Here is a 14,247-nt window from a genome sequence, read left to right as displayed (position 1 = left end):
CTTGTAAGGGGCTGGCTCGTGAGAGGCTGGCGGGTGGCGGCGGGCTTACTGCACGGCGCGCATCTCGTCCCAGACCGCGTCGTAGTACGCGCGCTCGACCCGGAAGTGCTGTGCCAGCGAGGTCAGGAACGACTTCTGGAAGGCGTGGTCGGGCAGCCGCTTGGCGATCAGAGACCACTCGCGCTTGGCCCGCGGCGGCACCAGGCTGACGTGGATGCGGTAGTACTCGGCCTCGTCTTCGCTGAGGCCGGCCTTGAGCAGCGCCTTGTACAGCTTCTCGTGGTTGCCCGGCACGACGATCTCGGTGATGTAGAACACCGCCAGGCCCCAGCCCACGTCCGGGTTGCGGAAGCTGCGCACGCGGTTGTTGAGGTAGGCGATCTCTTCCGGCAGGGTGCTGACCGCCTGGAAATCGGCGTCCAGGCCGATCGCGCGCAGCAGCTTGGCGAGCAGGCGCGGGTGCGAGCCTTGTTCGCTCTCTTCGCCGAGTTCGCCGTAGAGATAGCGGCCCAGCGCGGCGGCTTCGTCGACGTCGACCAGGTTGACCAGCAAGTCGGCGGCGTCGCGGTACAGGCGGAAGGTGCGGAACCACTGCCGGCGCAGGAACACCTGCAGCTGCGCGCGGCTGGCGCGGCCTTCGAAGATGTATTCCGACATCGGGTGCTTCTCGCGCGAGCGCGCCGCGACTTCCCGCTCGATGCGGGCGAGGAACTCGGCTTCCGACAGCGCGTGCGGCACGTCGGCCGCGGGGATGTGGCGCTCCTCGACGCGGTAGCCCTCGTTGGACAGCCAGCGCCGGGTCAGCGCGGTGCCGGTGTCGTCGCTGAGCGAGAGGATGTACAGCAGCTTCTGGTATTCGTGGTGCGCGTCGCGGTCGCCCTTGAGCGCGCTTTCGGCCAGTTCCGACAAGGTCTTGCCGGCGGTCTGCAGGTGCGCGTACGGCGCCTCGGGATGCAGGGCGCGGGCCAGGATGCGGGCGCGGTTGCTCTGCAGCGAGTCGAGCTGGGGCAGCGAATGATTCGGGGCGACGCTGGCGGGCATGGTGGCGTTCATGACTGCGTTCATGGCGTGGGCTCAGTGGAAGGAGGGGCCTTGCATCTGGCGCCACAGCAGATCGAAGTAGGCGCGGTTGATGTCGAAGTGGCGGGCCAGCGACTGCATGAAGGTGCGCTGGAAGGTTTCGCTTTGCGCGTACTTGGCGATCAGCTCCCACATCTCCTCGGTGTCGATCTCGTCCTGGGTGCCGTGCAGGCGGTGGAACTCGCTCGGTCCCTCGGGCACGCCCATGCGCTGCAGCAGCTCGTAGATGCGCAGGTGGTTGACGCAGCTGACCGATTCGACCGCGTACAGCAGCGACAGGCCCCAGGCCACGTCGGTGTGGCGCACGCAGCGGATGCGGTTGTTGAGGTAGGCCTTTTCCAGCGGGTGCAGCGCGGCGAAGTCGATCCGCAGCGGGATATCGAAGTGGGTCATCAGGTGCGAGAGCAGCGCCGGATGCGAGCGATCGGGCGTTTCCGCGCCGGCTTCGCCGTAGAGGTTGCGGTAGAACACCGAGGCGTCGCGGATGTCCTCGAAGCGGAACGCCAGCTCGGCCAGCAGGCTGTAGAAGTTGTACGAGCGGATCCAGTGGTGCTCGAGGAAGAAGCGCACGTCCCGCTCGGAGGGTTGGCCCTGGAACAGGTATTGCGACATCGGGTGGCGCACGCGGGTGCGCGATTCGATTTCGGCGTCGATGGCGGCGCGGAACTGTTCCACCGGCACCGGCTGGAAGTCGGGCAGCGCGGGGGCGAATTCGTCTTCGACCCGATAGACCTGGCTGGCGAGCCAGCGCCGGGTCGGCTCGCTGGCCGGATCGGCCGGCAGGTGCAGGTCGAGCAGGATCGACTGGTACTGCGCGTAGGCCGCGGAGTCGCCGGCCAGGCCGCGGCGGGTCAGCGCCAGCAGTTCGTCGGCGGCGAGCGCGAGTTGCGCGTAGGACGCGTCCGGACGCAGTGCCTGGATGAGCGATTCGGGCGCCGCGGCCAGGGCCGAGTGCGGCGCGGACGGCGGTTGCGGTACGGCGGCGTGAGTGTCGTCGAGGATCATGCGGGTGGCGCTCATGTGTTCCCCTTTGGGCTGGCGGATGGATGGTTCGGCTGGCGGATGGAAGGCTGCGCGGCCTGTCGCGGAAACGCAGGCGGACGCGCAGGCGGACGCGCCGCGACCGATGCGGTCGCGACCTGGGCGAGTCTTTGCAACGTCGAAACGGTTGAAGCCCCGAACGGCGCGTCGGCCGCCGCGATGCGGCGCGGCCCCGGCGCTACGGCCGCCCGGCGTGGGCGAGCGGCCGTCCCCTTGTCGCCCGGAGTCTCAGCGCGCGGCCGGCGCGCCGGATTCCAGGAACTGCTGGCGGCATTGCGCCGAGCAGAAGTAGTAGCCCACGCCCGACTGCTCGGCGTGGTGTTGCGTGGTTTCGATGTTCACCTGCATGCCGCAGATCGGATCGACCGCGCTGGCGGCGTCCTGCGTCTCGCAGGTGCGCGCGGCCGAGCAACAGCTGCGCTGCGGGGCTGTGGTGCCATCGGACGGTTTCTCCAATGGATGCGGACCGCTCATGTGCTTCTCTCCCTCCAAGGCGTTGACTATCGGACAACATTCGACCGCACCGCGGCCGGGACACGAATCGAGCAGCATTTGCAGCAGGTCGCGGATGTGCACGAGCTCGGCGAGCTTGGCTTCGACGTCGGCGAGTTTCTGCGTGGTCGCCGCCTTGACCCCGGCCATGTCGCTGCCGCGGCTGCCGAGCAGGGCCAGCAGTTCGCGGATCTCGGCGAGGGTGAAGCCCAGGCTCTTGGCGCGGCGGACGAACTGCAGCCGCGCCACGTCCTTGGTTTCGAAGCGCCGATAGCCCGACAGCTGCCGCATCGGCAGCGGCAGCAGGCCCTGCCGTTCGTAGTAGCGCACGGTGTCGATGCCGACCCCGACGCGTTGCGCGAACTCCCCGATCTTCAACTCCCACCTCCGTGTCGTAAGGCGCCCGGTGCGTCGCCAGTGTTCGGTCTGGACCATAGTCCAGGGTCAAGCCTTTCCGCGGGTGTGAGGTCCGGATGAATATTGACCGGATTGGCTAATCCGAAATGTTCGGTCGATCTGCCGTTGCCGGACGCGAATCCATGGGGGTTGTGCGGCATTGCGCCGCGTTCGCGGCGTGACCGCGGTCGCGTTCGCACATAGACCCTCAGGGAAGGTCGCGGGACGCGCGGCGACGCGGCGCTTGCGGGAGCGCTGTCATGGCAGGGCTGTTGTGGGAGGGCCTTCAGGCCCGATGCCTTCCGGTCAGTTCGCCGCGATATGAAACGAGAGCATCGGGCCTGAAGGCCCTCCCACAAGAGCTAAGACATCGGGCCCGCAGGCCCGCCGCCGAAGGCGCTCAGAACGCGGCGCGCACGTTCTGCGGCGGCTGCCATTGCTTGATGAAGGCCAGGCAGGCGTCGGCTTCCAGCGGCTTGGCCAGCCAGTAGCCCTGGATCTCGTCGCAGCCGTGCGCGCGCAGGAATTCCATCTGCTCTTCGAGTTCGACGCCCTCGGCGACCACGTTCAGGCCCAGCGAGTGGGCCATGGTGATGACGGTGGTGGTGATGGCTTCGTCGTCGGGATCGCGGGTCAGGTCGCTGATGAACTCTTTGTCGATCTTCAATGTGTTGATCGGCAGGCGCTTGAGATACGCGAGCGACGAATAGCCGGTGCCGAAGTCGTCCACCGCCAGCGCCACGCCGAGTTCGCGCAGCGCCTGCATGGTGTTGGAGGTGTGCGCGGCGTTGGACATGACCACGCTTTCGGTCAGTTCCAGCTCCAGCCGCCACGGCGGGATGCCGCTCTCGCTGAGCGCGCGGGCGACCATCTTCGGCAGGTCGCCGCGCAGCAGCTGGATCGCCGAGACGTTGACCGACACCGACAGCTGGTCGAGCCCGTGCTGGCGCCACTGGCGCAGGCGGCTGCAGGCCTCGCGCATCGCCCACTCGCCGATCTCCAGGATCAGCCCGCTTTCCTCGGCCAGCGGGATGAACTGGGTCGGCGGGATGTTGCCGTATTCGGCGCTGTGCCAGCGCAGCAGCGCTTCCACGCCGGTGATGCGCGCTTCCGGCAGCGACAGCCGCGGCTGGAACACCAGCCGCAGTTCGTTGCGGTCGAGCACCTTGCGCAGCGCCGCGGAAATCGTCGCGCGCTGGCGGATCTCGATGTCCATCGCCTCGGTGTAGCGCATGAAGGTGCGCCGGCCGGCGGCCTTGGCCTGGTACATCGCGGTGTCGGCGTGCTTGAGCAGGTCGGTCGGCACCTGCGCATGGTCGGGATAGACGCTGATGCCGATCGACGGCGAGATCGCCACGTCGTGGCGTTCGTCGAAGTCCAGCGGCGCTTCGAACGCCTTGATGATGCGCCGGGCCACGTCCTCGGCCTGCTCGGGCGTGTCCAGGTTCTCCAGCACCACGGTGAACTCGTCGCCGCCCAGGCGCGCCACGGTGTGTTCGGCGCCGACGGTTTCCTGCAGCCGCACCGCGGCCGCGCGCAGGATGCGGTCGCCGGCGGCGTGGCCGAGCGAGTCGTTGATGTCCTTGAACCGGTCCAGGTCGAGGAACAGCAGGGCGATGCGGTGGCCGTGGCGGCGCGCGCGCACGATCGCCCGCGACAGCCGCTCCGACAGCAGCGTGCGGTTGGGCAGGCTGGTGAGGGTGTCGTAGTTGGCCAGGTAGCGCAGTTCCTGCTCGGCGCGTTTCTGGTCGGTGATGTCGGTCAGCACCGCGACGTAGTGGCCGCGCTGGCCGCTGCTGTCGAGCACGATGGACGCCTGCAGCCAGCACAGGAACTCGTTGCCGTCCTTGCGCTGCTGCCAGATCTCGCCGGACCAGCGGCCGCTGCGCTGCAGCTCGTCGCGCATGTCCGAATAGAACTCCGGATCGTGCTGGCGGCTGTCGAGCAGGCCGGTGGTCTGGCCGATGACCTCGCCCTCGGGATAGCCGGTCATGCGCGAGAACGCGGGGTTGATCGAGACGAACACGAAGTCGCGGTCGAACACCGCCACCGCCTCGGCCATCGAGCGCAGCACTTCGCTGGCGATGCGGCGTTCGCGCTCGGCGCTGCGCACCGCGGTGACGTCGCGGCCGGTGCCGGCCACGCGCACCGGATGGCCTTCGCCGTCGCGCTCGACCACCCGGCCGCGCGCCCGCACCCAGCCCCAGTCGCCCTTCGGCGTGCGCATGCGGTGCTCGGACAGGAACAGCGCGGCGTCGCCCTTGAGGTGCTTGCGCAGCAGCTCGGCGACCCGCGGCAGGTCGTCGGGGTGGATCTCGTGATCGTCGGCGATGTCGGCCTGCACGCCGATCTCGGGCGATTGCGCGTTGTGATCGTCCACGCGCATGCGGTGCAGCTCGCGGCGCTTGAGGTCGTAGTCCCAGAACTGTTCGCCGGACGCCCACAGCGCCAGTTTCAGGCGTTCTTCGCGTTCGCGGATCTGGGTGAAGTAGCCGCGTTCGCGCTGGCGCGCGCGGTGCCAGCGCCAGCCGAAGCTCAGCAGCAGGCCGAGCGCGGCCAGCGCCAGGGCGGCGATCGCCAGCGGGTGCCGCCACAGCGGCGGGTCGACGCCGACCGGGATGGTCAGTTCCTGGGTGTTCCAGACCCCGTCGCGGTTGGTCGACTGGGCGCGGAACAGATAGCGTCCCGGCGGCAGGCGGGTGTAGGTGATGTCCTGGCGCGGGCCGTTGTCGATCCAGTCGCGGTCGAACCCGTCCATGCGGTAGCGATAGCGGATGCCGCTGTTGGGGCCGAAGTCGAGCGCGCCGATGCGCAGGCGCAGGATGCCGGCGCCGTCGGGGATTTCGAGCTTGGACGATTGCCACAGCGCGCTGGAGCCGGCGCTGGTGTCCGAGCCGATCCAGGCGCCGAGCAGGCGCACCGGCGGGGTGTAGCGCGAGTCGGCGATGCGCGCCGGATCGAACAGGTTGAGCCCGCGCACGCCGCCGAAGGCCAGGCGCCCGTCGGCCAGCGCGGCGACCGCGCCGGCGTTGAATTCCAGGTCCTGCAGGCCGTCGGCCAGGCCGTAGCGGCGCACCAGCGAGGCGCCCGGGTCGAAGCGCAGGATGCCGGTGTCGGTGCCCAGCCACAGGCGGCCGTCGGGACGCTCGGCGATGGTGAACACCACCGGCACCGGATGGTCGCCGAGCACTTCGGCCAGCGGGTGCTCGAAGCGGATGCGGCCGTCGCCGAATTCCACCACCCGGCTCAGTCCGGCCGGAGTGCCGACCCAGATCGAGCCGTCGGCGGACTGGTGCAGCGCGCGCACCACGTTGCCGGGCAGGCTGTCGGCCTGGTCGGTGACGTGGCGGTAATGGCGCAGGTAGCCGGTCTTGGGATCGAGCAGGTCCAGGCCGTCGCCGGTGCCGAACCAGATGCGTCCGTTGCGGTCCTCCAGGATCGCGTTGACGCGCGGATGGCTCAGGCCCTTGGGATCGCCCTCGCGGTAGGCGTAGCGCACCAGCACGCCGCTGTCGGGCAGGTAATGCAGCGCGCCGATGTCGTCGCTGCCCAGCCACAGGCTGCCGTCGCGGGCGAAGCGCAGGCTGCGCAGGGCGGCGTCCTTGTAGCCGCGCAGGTCGACCGGCTCGATCCGGCCGGTGCCCGGGTCCAGCCGCAACAGGCCGCCGGAGGTGGCCAGCCACAGCCGGCCCGGCGGCACCGGTTTGGGCGCGTCACTGGCGGTCGCCGTGGCCGCGTCGGCATCGGCGGGCCCGGTTTCGGGCTGGCGCGCGATCGCGGTCACTTGGCGTGCGTTCGCCGGCAGCAGCGAGGTCATGTCCTGGAAGCGGTCGCCGGACAGGTCGTAGCGGCGCAGGTGGGCGTTGTCGGTGCCGATCCAGATCGCGCCGCTGTCGTCCTGGGCCAGGGCGCGGATGCTGGCGTCGGCGGCGGCGCGGTCCGGGCGCGCGTCCTCCAGGTCGAGCACATAGCTGAAACGGGTGCCGCGCGGATCGGCCACGGCCACGCCGCGGAAGATGCCGCCGGCCCACAGCAGGCCGCCGTGGTCGATCATCAGCGCATCGACGGTGTCTTCCGGCAGGCTGGCCTCGACTCCGGGCTCGGCGTGGACGCGCTGGCTGTGGCCGGTCTGCGGGTCGTAGCGGTACAGGCCGGTGCCGAAACCGGCGATCCACAGGCGGTGGTCGGGCGCCTCGGCCAGGGCGCGCGCGTCGCGCAGGCCGGCCAGGGCTTCGTCCTCGATCTTGACCAGCACGCCGGTGCGGCCGTCGAGCCGGTACAGGCCGTCGCCGCCGCCGGCCCAGAGCACGCCGCGGTGGTCGATCAGCACGCTGCGCAGCGCGATCGCCGCGCCGATGCGCTCGACCCGGCCGTCGACGCGGATGCGGTGCAGGCCGGCGGCGCTGGCGAACCAGGCGCTGCCGTCGCGGCCCTCGGCCAGGCCCTGCCACGGCGCCGGACGGGTGGCTTCGCCGGGCAGCGCCAACAACAACTCGCGCGTGCCGGTCTGCGGGTCGAGCCGTTCCAGCCCGGCGAGGGTGCCGATCAGCACCTGCTCGCGCCACGGCAGCAGCGACACCACCTGGCGTCCGGCCTGCGACTCGGGCGCGCCGTAGCGGTGGATGCTGCCGCTGGCCAGGTCCAGCCGCGCCAGGTACTCCGAGTGCGTACCGACCCACAGCGCGCGCTGGCCGTCGAGCGCCAGCGCGGTGACGTAGCTGTCGGGCAGGCTGGCCGGGTCGCGCGGATCGTGGCGGTAGGCGAGGTAGCGCTGGCCGTCGTAGCGGTGCAGGCCGCCCTGGGTGCCGACCCAGACGAAGCCGTGCGCGTCCTGGGCGAAGGCGGTGACCGAGTTCTGGCTCAGGCCCAGCTCGCTGCCCAGGCGCGAGAAGTAGAAATCGCGGGTCGCCGCCGCCACGCGCTGCGGCCACGCCGCCGCGCACGACAGCAGGGCGATCAGGACGGCGGTCAACAGGGCGGCGGGGGACGAGGGACGCACGGACACCGTGGCGCAGGCACGCAAGAGCCGCAGTGTAGGCAGGCGCCGATGGCGGCAACAAGCACTTGCGCGCCCCGGTCGCGCTGCGCCGGCGCAACCGCGCGCGAAACCGTGCGCTGGCGCGGCCGCGGCCGGGCCGGTGTGTAGGCCGCGTGAGGGCCGGCGCGGCAAGCCGCGCGCGCGCTAAACTGGCCGCAATCCCCCTGATGGCGTGCCCGTGCCCGCGAATTCTCTTCCCCTGTTGTCCGAGGTCGAGGCCGAAAGCCTGGCCCTGACCCTCAGCACTTCGGCCGCCGAACTGCACGGCGCGCTGTGCGGCTGGCTCGCCGGCGGCGGCGCCGACGTGCGCGAATGGCCGGCGCGCGTGCTCGCCGACCCGTCCGCCGCGACCCCGGCCGCCGGCGGCGCGCTCGACCGCCTGCGCGTGGCCACGGTCGCGCAGATCGGCGACGCCGAGTTCGGCTTCGAACTGCTGCTGCCCGACGCCCAGGCCTCGCTGAGCGAACGCAGCGGCGCGCTGTTCGACTGGTGCCGCGGCTTCCTCGGCGGCTTCGGCCTGGCCGCGGGCGCGGCGCCGAACCTGTCGGAGGAAAGCCGCGAGGCGCTCGGCGACCTGGCCAAGTTCGCCGCCACCGCGCCGCAGGAAGAGGGCGACGAGGAAGACGAGGAAGCGCTGGCGGAACTGGAGGAATTCGTCCGCGTCGCCGCGCTCGGCCTGCACGGCGACGTGGCCCTGGCCGCGCGCCACCGCCAGCGGCTGAACTGAAATGCTGGCGGCGCTGACCATGCCGGCCAAGGCGCACGCGCGCCGGCGCCGGCAGCTGATGGAAATGGCCGGCCCCGACGCGATCGTGATCGTGCCGTCCGCGCACGAACTGATCCGCAGCCGCGACACCCATTACCCGTTCCGCCAGGACTCCGACCTGAGCTACCTCAGCGGTTTCCCCGAGCCCGAGTCGGTGCTGGTGCTGGTGCCCGGCCGCGTCCACGGCGAGGTGCTGCTGTTCTGCCGCGAGCGCGACCGCGAGCGCGAGGCCTGGGACGGGCCGCGCTACGGCCCGGAAGACGCGGTCGAGGCGTTCGGCCTGGACGACGCGTACCCGATCACCGACCTCGACGACATCCTGCCCGGGCTGCTGGAAGGTCGCTCGCGCGTGTACTACCACTTCGGCCGCGACGCCGAGTTCGACCTCAAGCTGATCGGCTGGCTCAACCGGGTGCGGGCGATGGTGCGCCAGGGCGCGCAGCCGCCGCACGAATTCCTGGAGCTCGGGCACCTGCTCGACGAACTGCGGTTGTTCAAGGACCGCGACGAACTGCGCTTCATGCAGCGCGCCGCCGACATCAGCGTGCTCGCCCACGAGGCGGCGATGCGCGCGGCGCGGCCGGGCGTGCACGAGTACGAACTGCAGGCCGAGATCGAATGCGTGTTCCGCCGGCATGAGGCCGAATCCGCTTACGGCAGCATCGTCGGCGCCGGCGCCAACGCCTGCGTGCTGCATTACCGCGCCAACAACGCCCAGGCCCGCGACGGCGACCTGATCCTGATCGACGCCGGCGCCGAGTATCGCGGCTACGCGGCCGACATCACCCGCACCTTCCCGGTCAACGGCCGCTTCAGCGCCGAACAGCGCGCGCTGCACGACCTAGTCGGCGCGGCCCAGGCCGCGGCGCTGGCGCAGGCGCGGCCGGGCGTGGCGTACGAAACCGGGCACTTGGCCGCGGTCGAGACCTTGACCGAAGGCCTGCTGCGGCTGGGCCTGCTCAAGGGCAGCCTGGAGCGCAACCTCGCCGAGGGCGGCTACAAGCGTTTTTACCGGCACAAGACCGGGCATTGGCTGGGCATGGACGTGCACGACGTCGGCGAGTACCGCATCGACGGCGAGTCGCGCCTGCTCGAACCGGGCATGGTGTTCACCATCGAGCCGGGCCTGTACGTCTCGCCCGACGACAGCACCGTGGAGCCGCGCTGGCGCGGCATCGGCATCCGCACCGAGGACGACGTCGCGATCACCAAGGAAGGCCACGAAGTGCTGACCGCGCGGCTGGCGCGCAGCGCGGATGAGATCGAGGCGCTGATGGCGCAGCGGCGGGCGGCGTAGGCCCGAGGCGGCGCGGACGTTCAACGGTCCGCGCGCAGCCCGCCGTCGTCATGCCCGCGGATGCGGGCATCCAGGGCTTCATCGCGACATGGCTCCGAAGTCTTTAGATCCCCGTCTTCGCGGGGATCACCGCTTGAGAGAGCCGCAACGCAGCGACTGTAGGAGCGGCGCAAGCCGCGACCGCGACAACGCAACTGCGACGAAACCTTCGTCGTCAGCGAGGTGGCGCGGTCGCGGCTCGCGCCGCTCCTACCCTCGGACTTCGATCATTCCCGCGGGCCCAACGTCTCCATCACCAGCTCGATGAACCGGCTCAGCTTCGGCAGCGGCTGGCGATCGCGCGGGTACAGCAGGTGCACCGGCCGCGGCGGCGGCAGGTCGTCTTCGAACAGCGGCACCAGCCGGCCGGCGGCGATGTCGTCGGCCAGCAGCACTTCGGGTTGCAACACGATCCCGCAACCGTCCAGCGCCGCGCGCCGCAGCGCTTCGCCGTGGTTGGAAGCGAAACGTCCGTGCAGGCGCAGCGCTTCGCCGCCGAGGCTGGCGAAACGCCAGCCGGCGTTGGGATGCCACAGCAGGTGGTTGAGGCAGCTGTGCCCGATCAGTTCGGCCGGGCTCGCCGGGGTGCCGCGCTCGCGCAGGTAGGACGGCGCCGCGCACACCATCATCCGGTACGGCCGCAGCGGCCGCGCGACGAGGTGGTCGGAATCGGGCAGCGGGCCGATCCGGATCGCGGCGTCGTAGCCCTCGGCGATCAGGTCGGCGGCGCGGTCTTCCAGGGCGAGGTCGAGGCTGACGTCCGGATAAGCGCGCAGGTAGGCGGTCGCCAGCGGCGCGATCGCGACCGTGCCCAGGGTCAGCGGCGCGCTGACCCGCAGATGCCCGCGCGGGCGCGCGCCGTCGCCGAGGCGCTCGGTCACGGTCTCGGCGCGGCGCACCTGCTCCAGCACCTGCCGCGCCTCGGCCAGGAACGCGGCGCCGGCCTCGGTCAGGCGCTGCTTGCGGGTGTCGCGCTGCAGCAGCCGCGCGCCCAGGCGCTCTTCCAACTGGCGCACGTGCTTGCCGACCATCACCGCCGACAGCCGCTGCGCCTGCGCGGCGGCGGCGAAGCTGCCGGTGTCGGCGACCGAGACGAACACCGCCATCGCGCGCAGCAGGTCCATGGCTAACCCAGGGTTAGGGGAGCGCGAAATGCTAGCGCATTCACCGTGCACGCCACGGCGCGCAGACTGCACGCCGGTTTCCCACTCCTGGAACATCCCCATGAAGATCCTGCTCGTCGGCGCCAGCGGCACCCTCGGCCGCGCCATCGCCCAGACCCTGTCCCACCACGAGATCCTCGCCGCTGGCCGCAGCAGCGCGCAGTACCCGGTCGACATCACCGACGACGCCAGCGTCGAGGCGCTGCTGCGCAAGACCGGCAAGCTCGACGCCATCGTCTCCGCCGCCGGCGCGCTGCACTTCGGCCCGCTGAGCGAAATGAAGCCGGCCGACTTCGCCATCGGCCTCAACGACAAGCTGCTCGGCCAGGTGCGGCTGGCGCTGCTGGGCCAGCATCACCTCTCCGATGGCGGCTCGATCACCCTGACCACCGGCATCGTCTCGGCCGAGCCGATCCGCGCGGGCGCCAACGCCAGCGCGGTCAACCGCGCGATCGAGGGTTTCGTCGCCGGCGCCGCCTGCGAACTGCCGCGCGGCCTGCGCATCAACGCGGTCAGCCCGAGCGTGCTGAGCGAATCGATGGACGCCTACGGCGCGTTCTTCCCCGGCTTCGAGCCGGTGCCGGCCGCGCGCGCGGCGCTGGCCTACCGGCGCAGCGTCGAGGGCGTGCAGAGCGGGCGGACGTTCGAGGTCTGGTGAGGCCGGTGGAGGTAAGCAGCGCAGGAAGGCCGCGCGGCCTTCCTGCGCTCGCTCGAACCGAGGGCTCTGAGTCCCGATGCTTCAGCTTTTGTGGAAGGGCCTTCAGGCCCGATGCTTTTCGCTCAGGTCGCGGCGATCTGAAACAAGAGCATCGGGCCTGAAGGCCCTTCCACAAAAGCTGGAGCGTCGGGCCCGAAGGCCCTTCCACGCTCAGTCGGTCCCGTCGCGCTTCAGCATCGCCTTGCCGCTGGCATGGTCGACCGGCGCGGAGGTGTGCTCGTGCACGATCTTCCACCCCTCGCCGCGCCGCGCCAGCGCCGCGCTGATGCGGTTGTCGAGCGAGCGCAGGCGCGAGCCGTCGGCGGCGTACGCGGTGTAGGTCAGCAGGGCGTGGCCGTAGGCCAGTTCCGCGCCGGCCTGGGACTGCGCGTGGGCATGGGTCACCACGACGGTGTCCTCGCCGAGCGAGCCGAACCATTCCTGCGCCATCGCCCGCCACGCCGGCAGGCCGCGCAGTTCCCAGCGGCCCCACAGGTCGAACACGTGCACGTCTTCGTCGTACAGCGCGGCGAAGGCGTCGACATCCTTGGCCTTCACCGCCGCGGCGTAGGCGTCGAGCGCGGCGAGGAAGGGATCGTGGCGGTCGTGCATGGCGGCGCTCCGGTGCGGGCGGCGCTCAGGCCGCGGCGGCGAACTCTTCGCGGGTCAGGTTGACCGGCGCGTCGTCGGTGCAGACCACGTCGTCCTCGATGCGGATGCCGCCGAACGGACGGAACGCGTCGATGCGCGCCCAGTCCACCGCGGCGGCGTGCTCGCCGCGCTTGAGGCCGTCCAGCAGCAGGTCGACGAAGTACAGGCCCGGCTCGATCGTCACCGCCATGCCCGGCTCCAGGGTGCGGGTCAGGCGCAGGTACGGGTGCCCGGCCGGCTTGTCGATGCGGCCGCCGCGGTCGCTGGCGGCGAAGCCGGCGACCTCGTGCACCTGCAGGCCGATGCCGTGGCCGATGCCGTGCGGGAAGAACACGTTGCTGACGCCGTTGGCGACCGCCGCTTCGGGCGAGACCCTGAGCACGCCGAAATCCTTGAGGATGCCGGCCAGCGCCAGGTGCGCGTCCAGATGCAACTGCTTGTAGTCGAAGCCGGCGCGCACCTGCGCGCACATGCGCTGCTGGGCCGCGTCGACCGCGTCGATCAGCGCCTGGAATTCGCCGTTCGCGTCGGCGGCGTAAGTGCGGGTGATGTCGCAGGCGTAGCCGGCATGGCTGGCGCCGGCGTCGATCAGGAAGCTGCGCGACTGCGCCGGCGCTTCGCGGCCGAGTTCCATGTAGTGCAGCACCGCGCCGTTTTCGTTGAGCGCGACGATGTTGCCGTAGGGCAGCTCGTTGGCGTCCTGGCGCGCGGCGGCGCAGTAGGCCAGGTGGATGTCGAACTCGCTGGCGCCGGCGCGGAACGCGGCCTCGGCGGCGCGGTGCGCGCGCACGCCCTTGCGCGTGGCCTCGCGCATCATCGCCACTTCGTACGGCGTCTTGAACGCGCGGTGGTACTCCAGGTAATCGATCACCGGCGGCGGATTATTCGGCGCGAACCCGCCGAGCGCGCTTTGCGGCTCGCCGAGGATCGCGCAGCGTGCCGGGTCCTGGGGCAGGTGCGCCAGCGCGTCGGACGGCTCGCGGATCACGATCACCTCGAAGTGCTCGACCCACGGCCCGCTCGGCGCCTGCGGCACCACGTGCCAGTAATCGAAGGGCTGCAGGTAGACCAGCTTGGGCTTGGCGCCCGGAGTGAACACCAGCCAGCTGCCGGGGTTGCGCACCAGCGGCACCCAGGCCTTGAACTGCGGGTTGACCGCGTAGGGATAGTCGCGATCGTCGAAGACCTGATAGTGCAGGGTGCCGCTGGGCACGACCAGGTGATCGAAACCGCCGCGCTCCAACGCTTGCGCCGCGCGGCGCTGTTGCTCGGCGAAGTGCTGCGCGTAGAGGTCGGCGGGGGAGGCGGCGGGAGCGTTCATGGCGTCGGGCGGATGGCGGGCCACAGGGCCGGGGACCGCCATTTTGCCGCATCCGCGCGCGGCGGGGCTTGCGCGGGCGGGGGATTGGCCGGGGGCGTTCGCGGCGATCCGGCCGAAAAGCGTCGGGCCTGAAGGCCCTCCCACAAAAGCCGCGCCGGCCTCGAGCCAAGGCTTCTGCGGGAAGGGCTTCGGCCCCGATGCTTTGGCTGTTGCGGGAGGGGTTTCAACCCCGATGCTTTGGCTGTTGTGGGAGGGGCTTCAGCCCC

General features: G+C 70.9%; 10 protein-coding genes and 1 pseudogene. 4 read left to right on the top strand and 7 right to left on the bottom strand.

Annotated elements, in window-relative coordinates:
- Positions 1-45 precede the first annotated feature (45 nt).
- From JHW41_RS20265 to JHW41_RS20245, 4 genes are all read right to left on the bottom strand, one after another.
- Positions 46-1,065, bottom strand: coding sequence for an HOASN domain-containing protein (locus JHW41_RS20265; protein ID WP_250445154.1), 1,020 nt, complete (start codon positions 1,063-1,065; stop codon positions 46-48).
- A gap of 9 nt (positions 1,066-1,074) precedes the next feature.
- A complete protein-coding gene (locus JHW41_RS20260; RefSeq protein WP_250445131.1) occupies positions 1,075-2,100 on the bottom strand; it encodes an HOASN domain-containing protein in 1,026 nt (341 codons plus the stop codon).
- A gap of 249 nt (positions 2,101-2,349) precedes the next feature.
- Positions 2,350-2,991: a MerR family DNA-binding protein gene (locus JHW41_RS26090; protein ID WP_309152306.1), complete on the bottom strand. Its 642-nt coding sequence runs from the start codon at positions 2,989-2,991 to the stop codon at positions 2,350-2,352.
- A 418-nt stretch (positions 2,992-3,409) separates the two neighbouring features.
- Positions 3,410-7,981, bottom strand: a complete 4,572-nt coding sequence (locus JHW41_RS20245) for an EAL domain-containing protein (RefSeq protein ID WP_250445122.1) — start codon at positions 7,979-7,981, stop codon at positions 3,410-3,412.
- A 244-nt stretch (positions 7,982-8,225) separates the two neighbouring features.
- Here JHW41_RS20245 and JHW41_RS20240 point away from each other — a divergent pair, with 244 nt between their 5' ends.
- Both JHW41_RS20240 and JHW41_RS20235 read left to right on the top strand, forming a co-directional pair.
- Positions 8,226-8,774: a UPF0149 family protein gene (locus JHW41_RS20240; protein WP_091806116.1), complete on the top strand. Its 549-nt coding sequence runs from the start codon at positions 8,226-8,228 to the stop codon at positions 8,772-8,774.
- 1 nt (position 8,775) lies between these two features.
- Positions 8,776-10,110 (top strand): aminopeptidase P N-terminal domain-containing protein, encoded by a 1,335-nt coding sequence (locus tag JHW41_RS20235; RefSeq protein ID WP_250445120.1) that lies wholly within the window; start codon positions 8,776-8,778, stop codon positions 10,108-10,110.
- Between the two features lie 266 nt (positions 10,111-10,376).
- Here JHW41_RS20235 and JHW41_RS20230 read toward each other — a convergent pair whose 3' ends face one another.
- Positions 10,377-11,273, bottom strand: a complete 897-nt coding sequence (locus tag JHW41_RS20230; protein ID WP_057946377.1) for a LysR family transcriptional regulator — start codon at positions 11,271-11,273, stop codon at positions 10,377-10,379.
- 100 nt (positions 11,274-11,373) lie between these two features.
- Between JHW41_RS20230 and JHW41_RS20225 the strand changes: the two genes are divergently transcribed.
- A complete protein-coding gene (locus JHW41_RS20225; RefSeq protein WP_250445118.1) occupies positions 11,374-11,970 on the top strand; it encodes a short chain dehydrogenase in 597 nt (198 codons plus the stop codon).
- Positions 11,971-12,180: 210 nt separating this feature from the next.
- On the opposite strand, the gene JHW41_RS20220 is transcribed toward JHW41_RS20225, so the two are convergent.
- Positions 12,181-12,621, bottom strand: a complete 441-nt coding sequence (locus JHW41_RS20220) for a YybH family protein (protein WP_250445108.1) — start codon at positions 12,619-12,621, stop codon at positions 12,181-12,183.
- 25 nt (positions 12,622-12,646) lie between these two features.
- Positions 12,647-13,981, bottom strand: coding sequence for a Xaa-Pro dipeptidase (pepQ, locus tag JHW41_RS20215; RefSeq protein ID WP_250445106.1), 1,335 nt, complete (start codon positions 13,979-13,981; stop codon positions 12,647-12,649).
- Here pepQ and JHW41_RS27545 point away from each other — a divergent pair.
- Positions 13,980-14,114, top strand: a pseudogene (locus JHW41_RS27545) (hypothetical protein); the annotation flags it as partial. The gene pepQ and the pseudogene JHW41_RS27545 overlap by 2 nt on opposite strands.
- Between the last annotated feature and the right edge of the window lie 133 nt (positions 14,115-14,247).

Source organism: Lysobacter enzymogenes, assembly GCF_023617245.1.
In the GTDB taxonomy this organism is placed as follows: domain Bacteria; phylum Pseudomonadota; class Gammaproteobacteria; order Xanthomonadales; family Xanthomonadaceae; genus Lysobacter; species Lysobacter yananisis.
This window is presented reverse-complemented; position numbering and strand designations above follow the sequence as displayed.

Bases quoted from the DNA above. Each gene is read 5' to 3' on its own strand.
- JHW41_RS20265 (WP_250445154.1), bottom strand. From the start codon at position 1,065: ATGAACGCAGTCATGAACGCCACCATGCCCGCCAGCGTCGCCCCGAAT.
- JHW41_RS20260 (WP_250445131.1), bottom strand. From the start codon at position 2,100: ATGAGCGCCACCCGCATGATCCTCGACGACACTCACGCCGCCGTACCG.
- JHW41_RS20235 (WP_250445120.1), top strand. From the start codon at position 8,776: ATGCTGGCGGCGCTGACCATGCCGGCCAAGGCGCACGCGCGCCGGCGC.
- JHW41_RS20230 (WP_057946377.1), bottom strand. From the start codon at position 11,273: ATGGACCTGCTGCGCGCGATGGCGGTGTTCGTCTCGGTCGCCGACACC.
- JHW41_RS20225 (WP_250445118.1), top strand. From the start codon at position 11,374: ATGAAGATCCTGCTCGTCGGCGCCAGCGGCACCCTCGGCCGCGCCATC.
- JHW41_RS20220 (WP_250445108.1), bottom strand. From the start codon at position 12,621: ATGCACGACCGCCACGATCCCTTCCTCGCCGCGCTCGACGCCTACGCC.
- pepQ (WP_250445106.1), bottom strand. From the start codon at position 13,981: ATGAACGCTCCCGCCGCCTCCCCCGCCGACCTCTACGCGCAGCACTTC.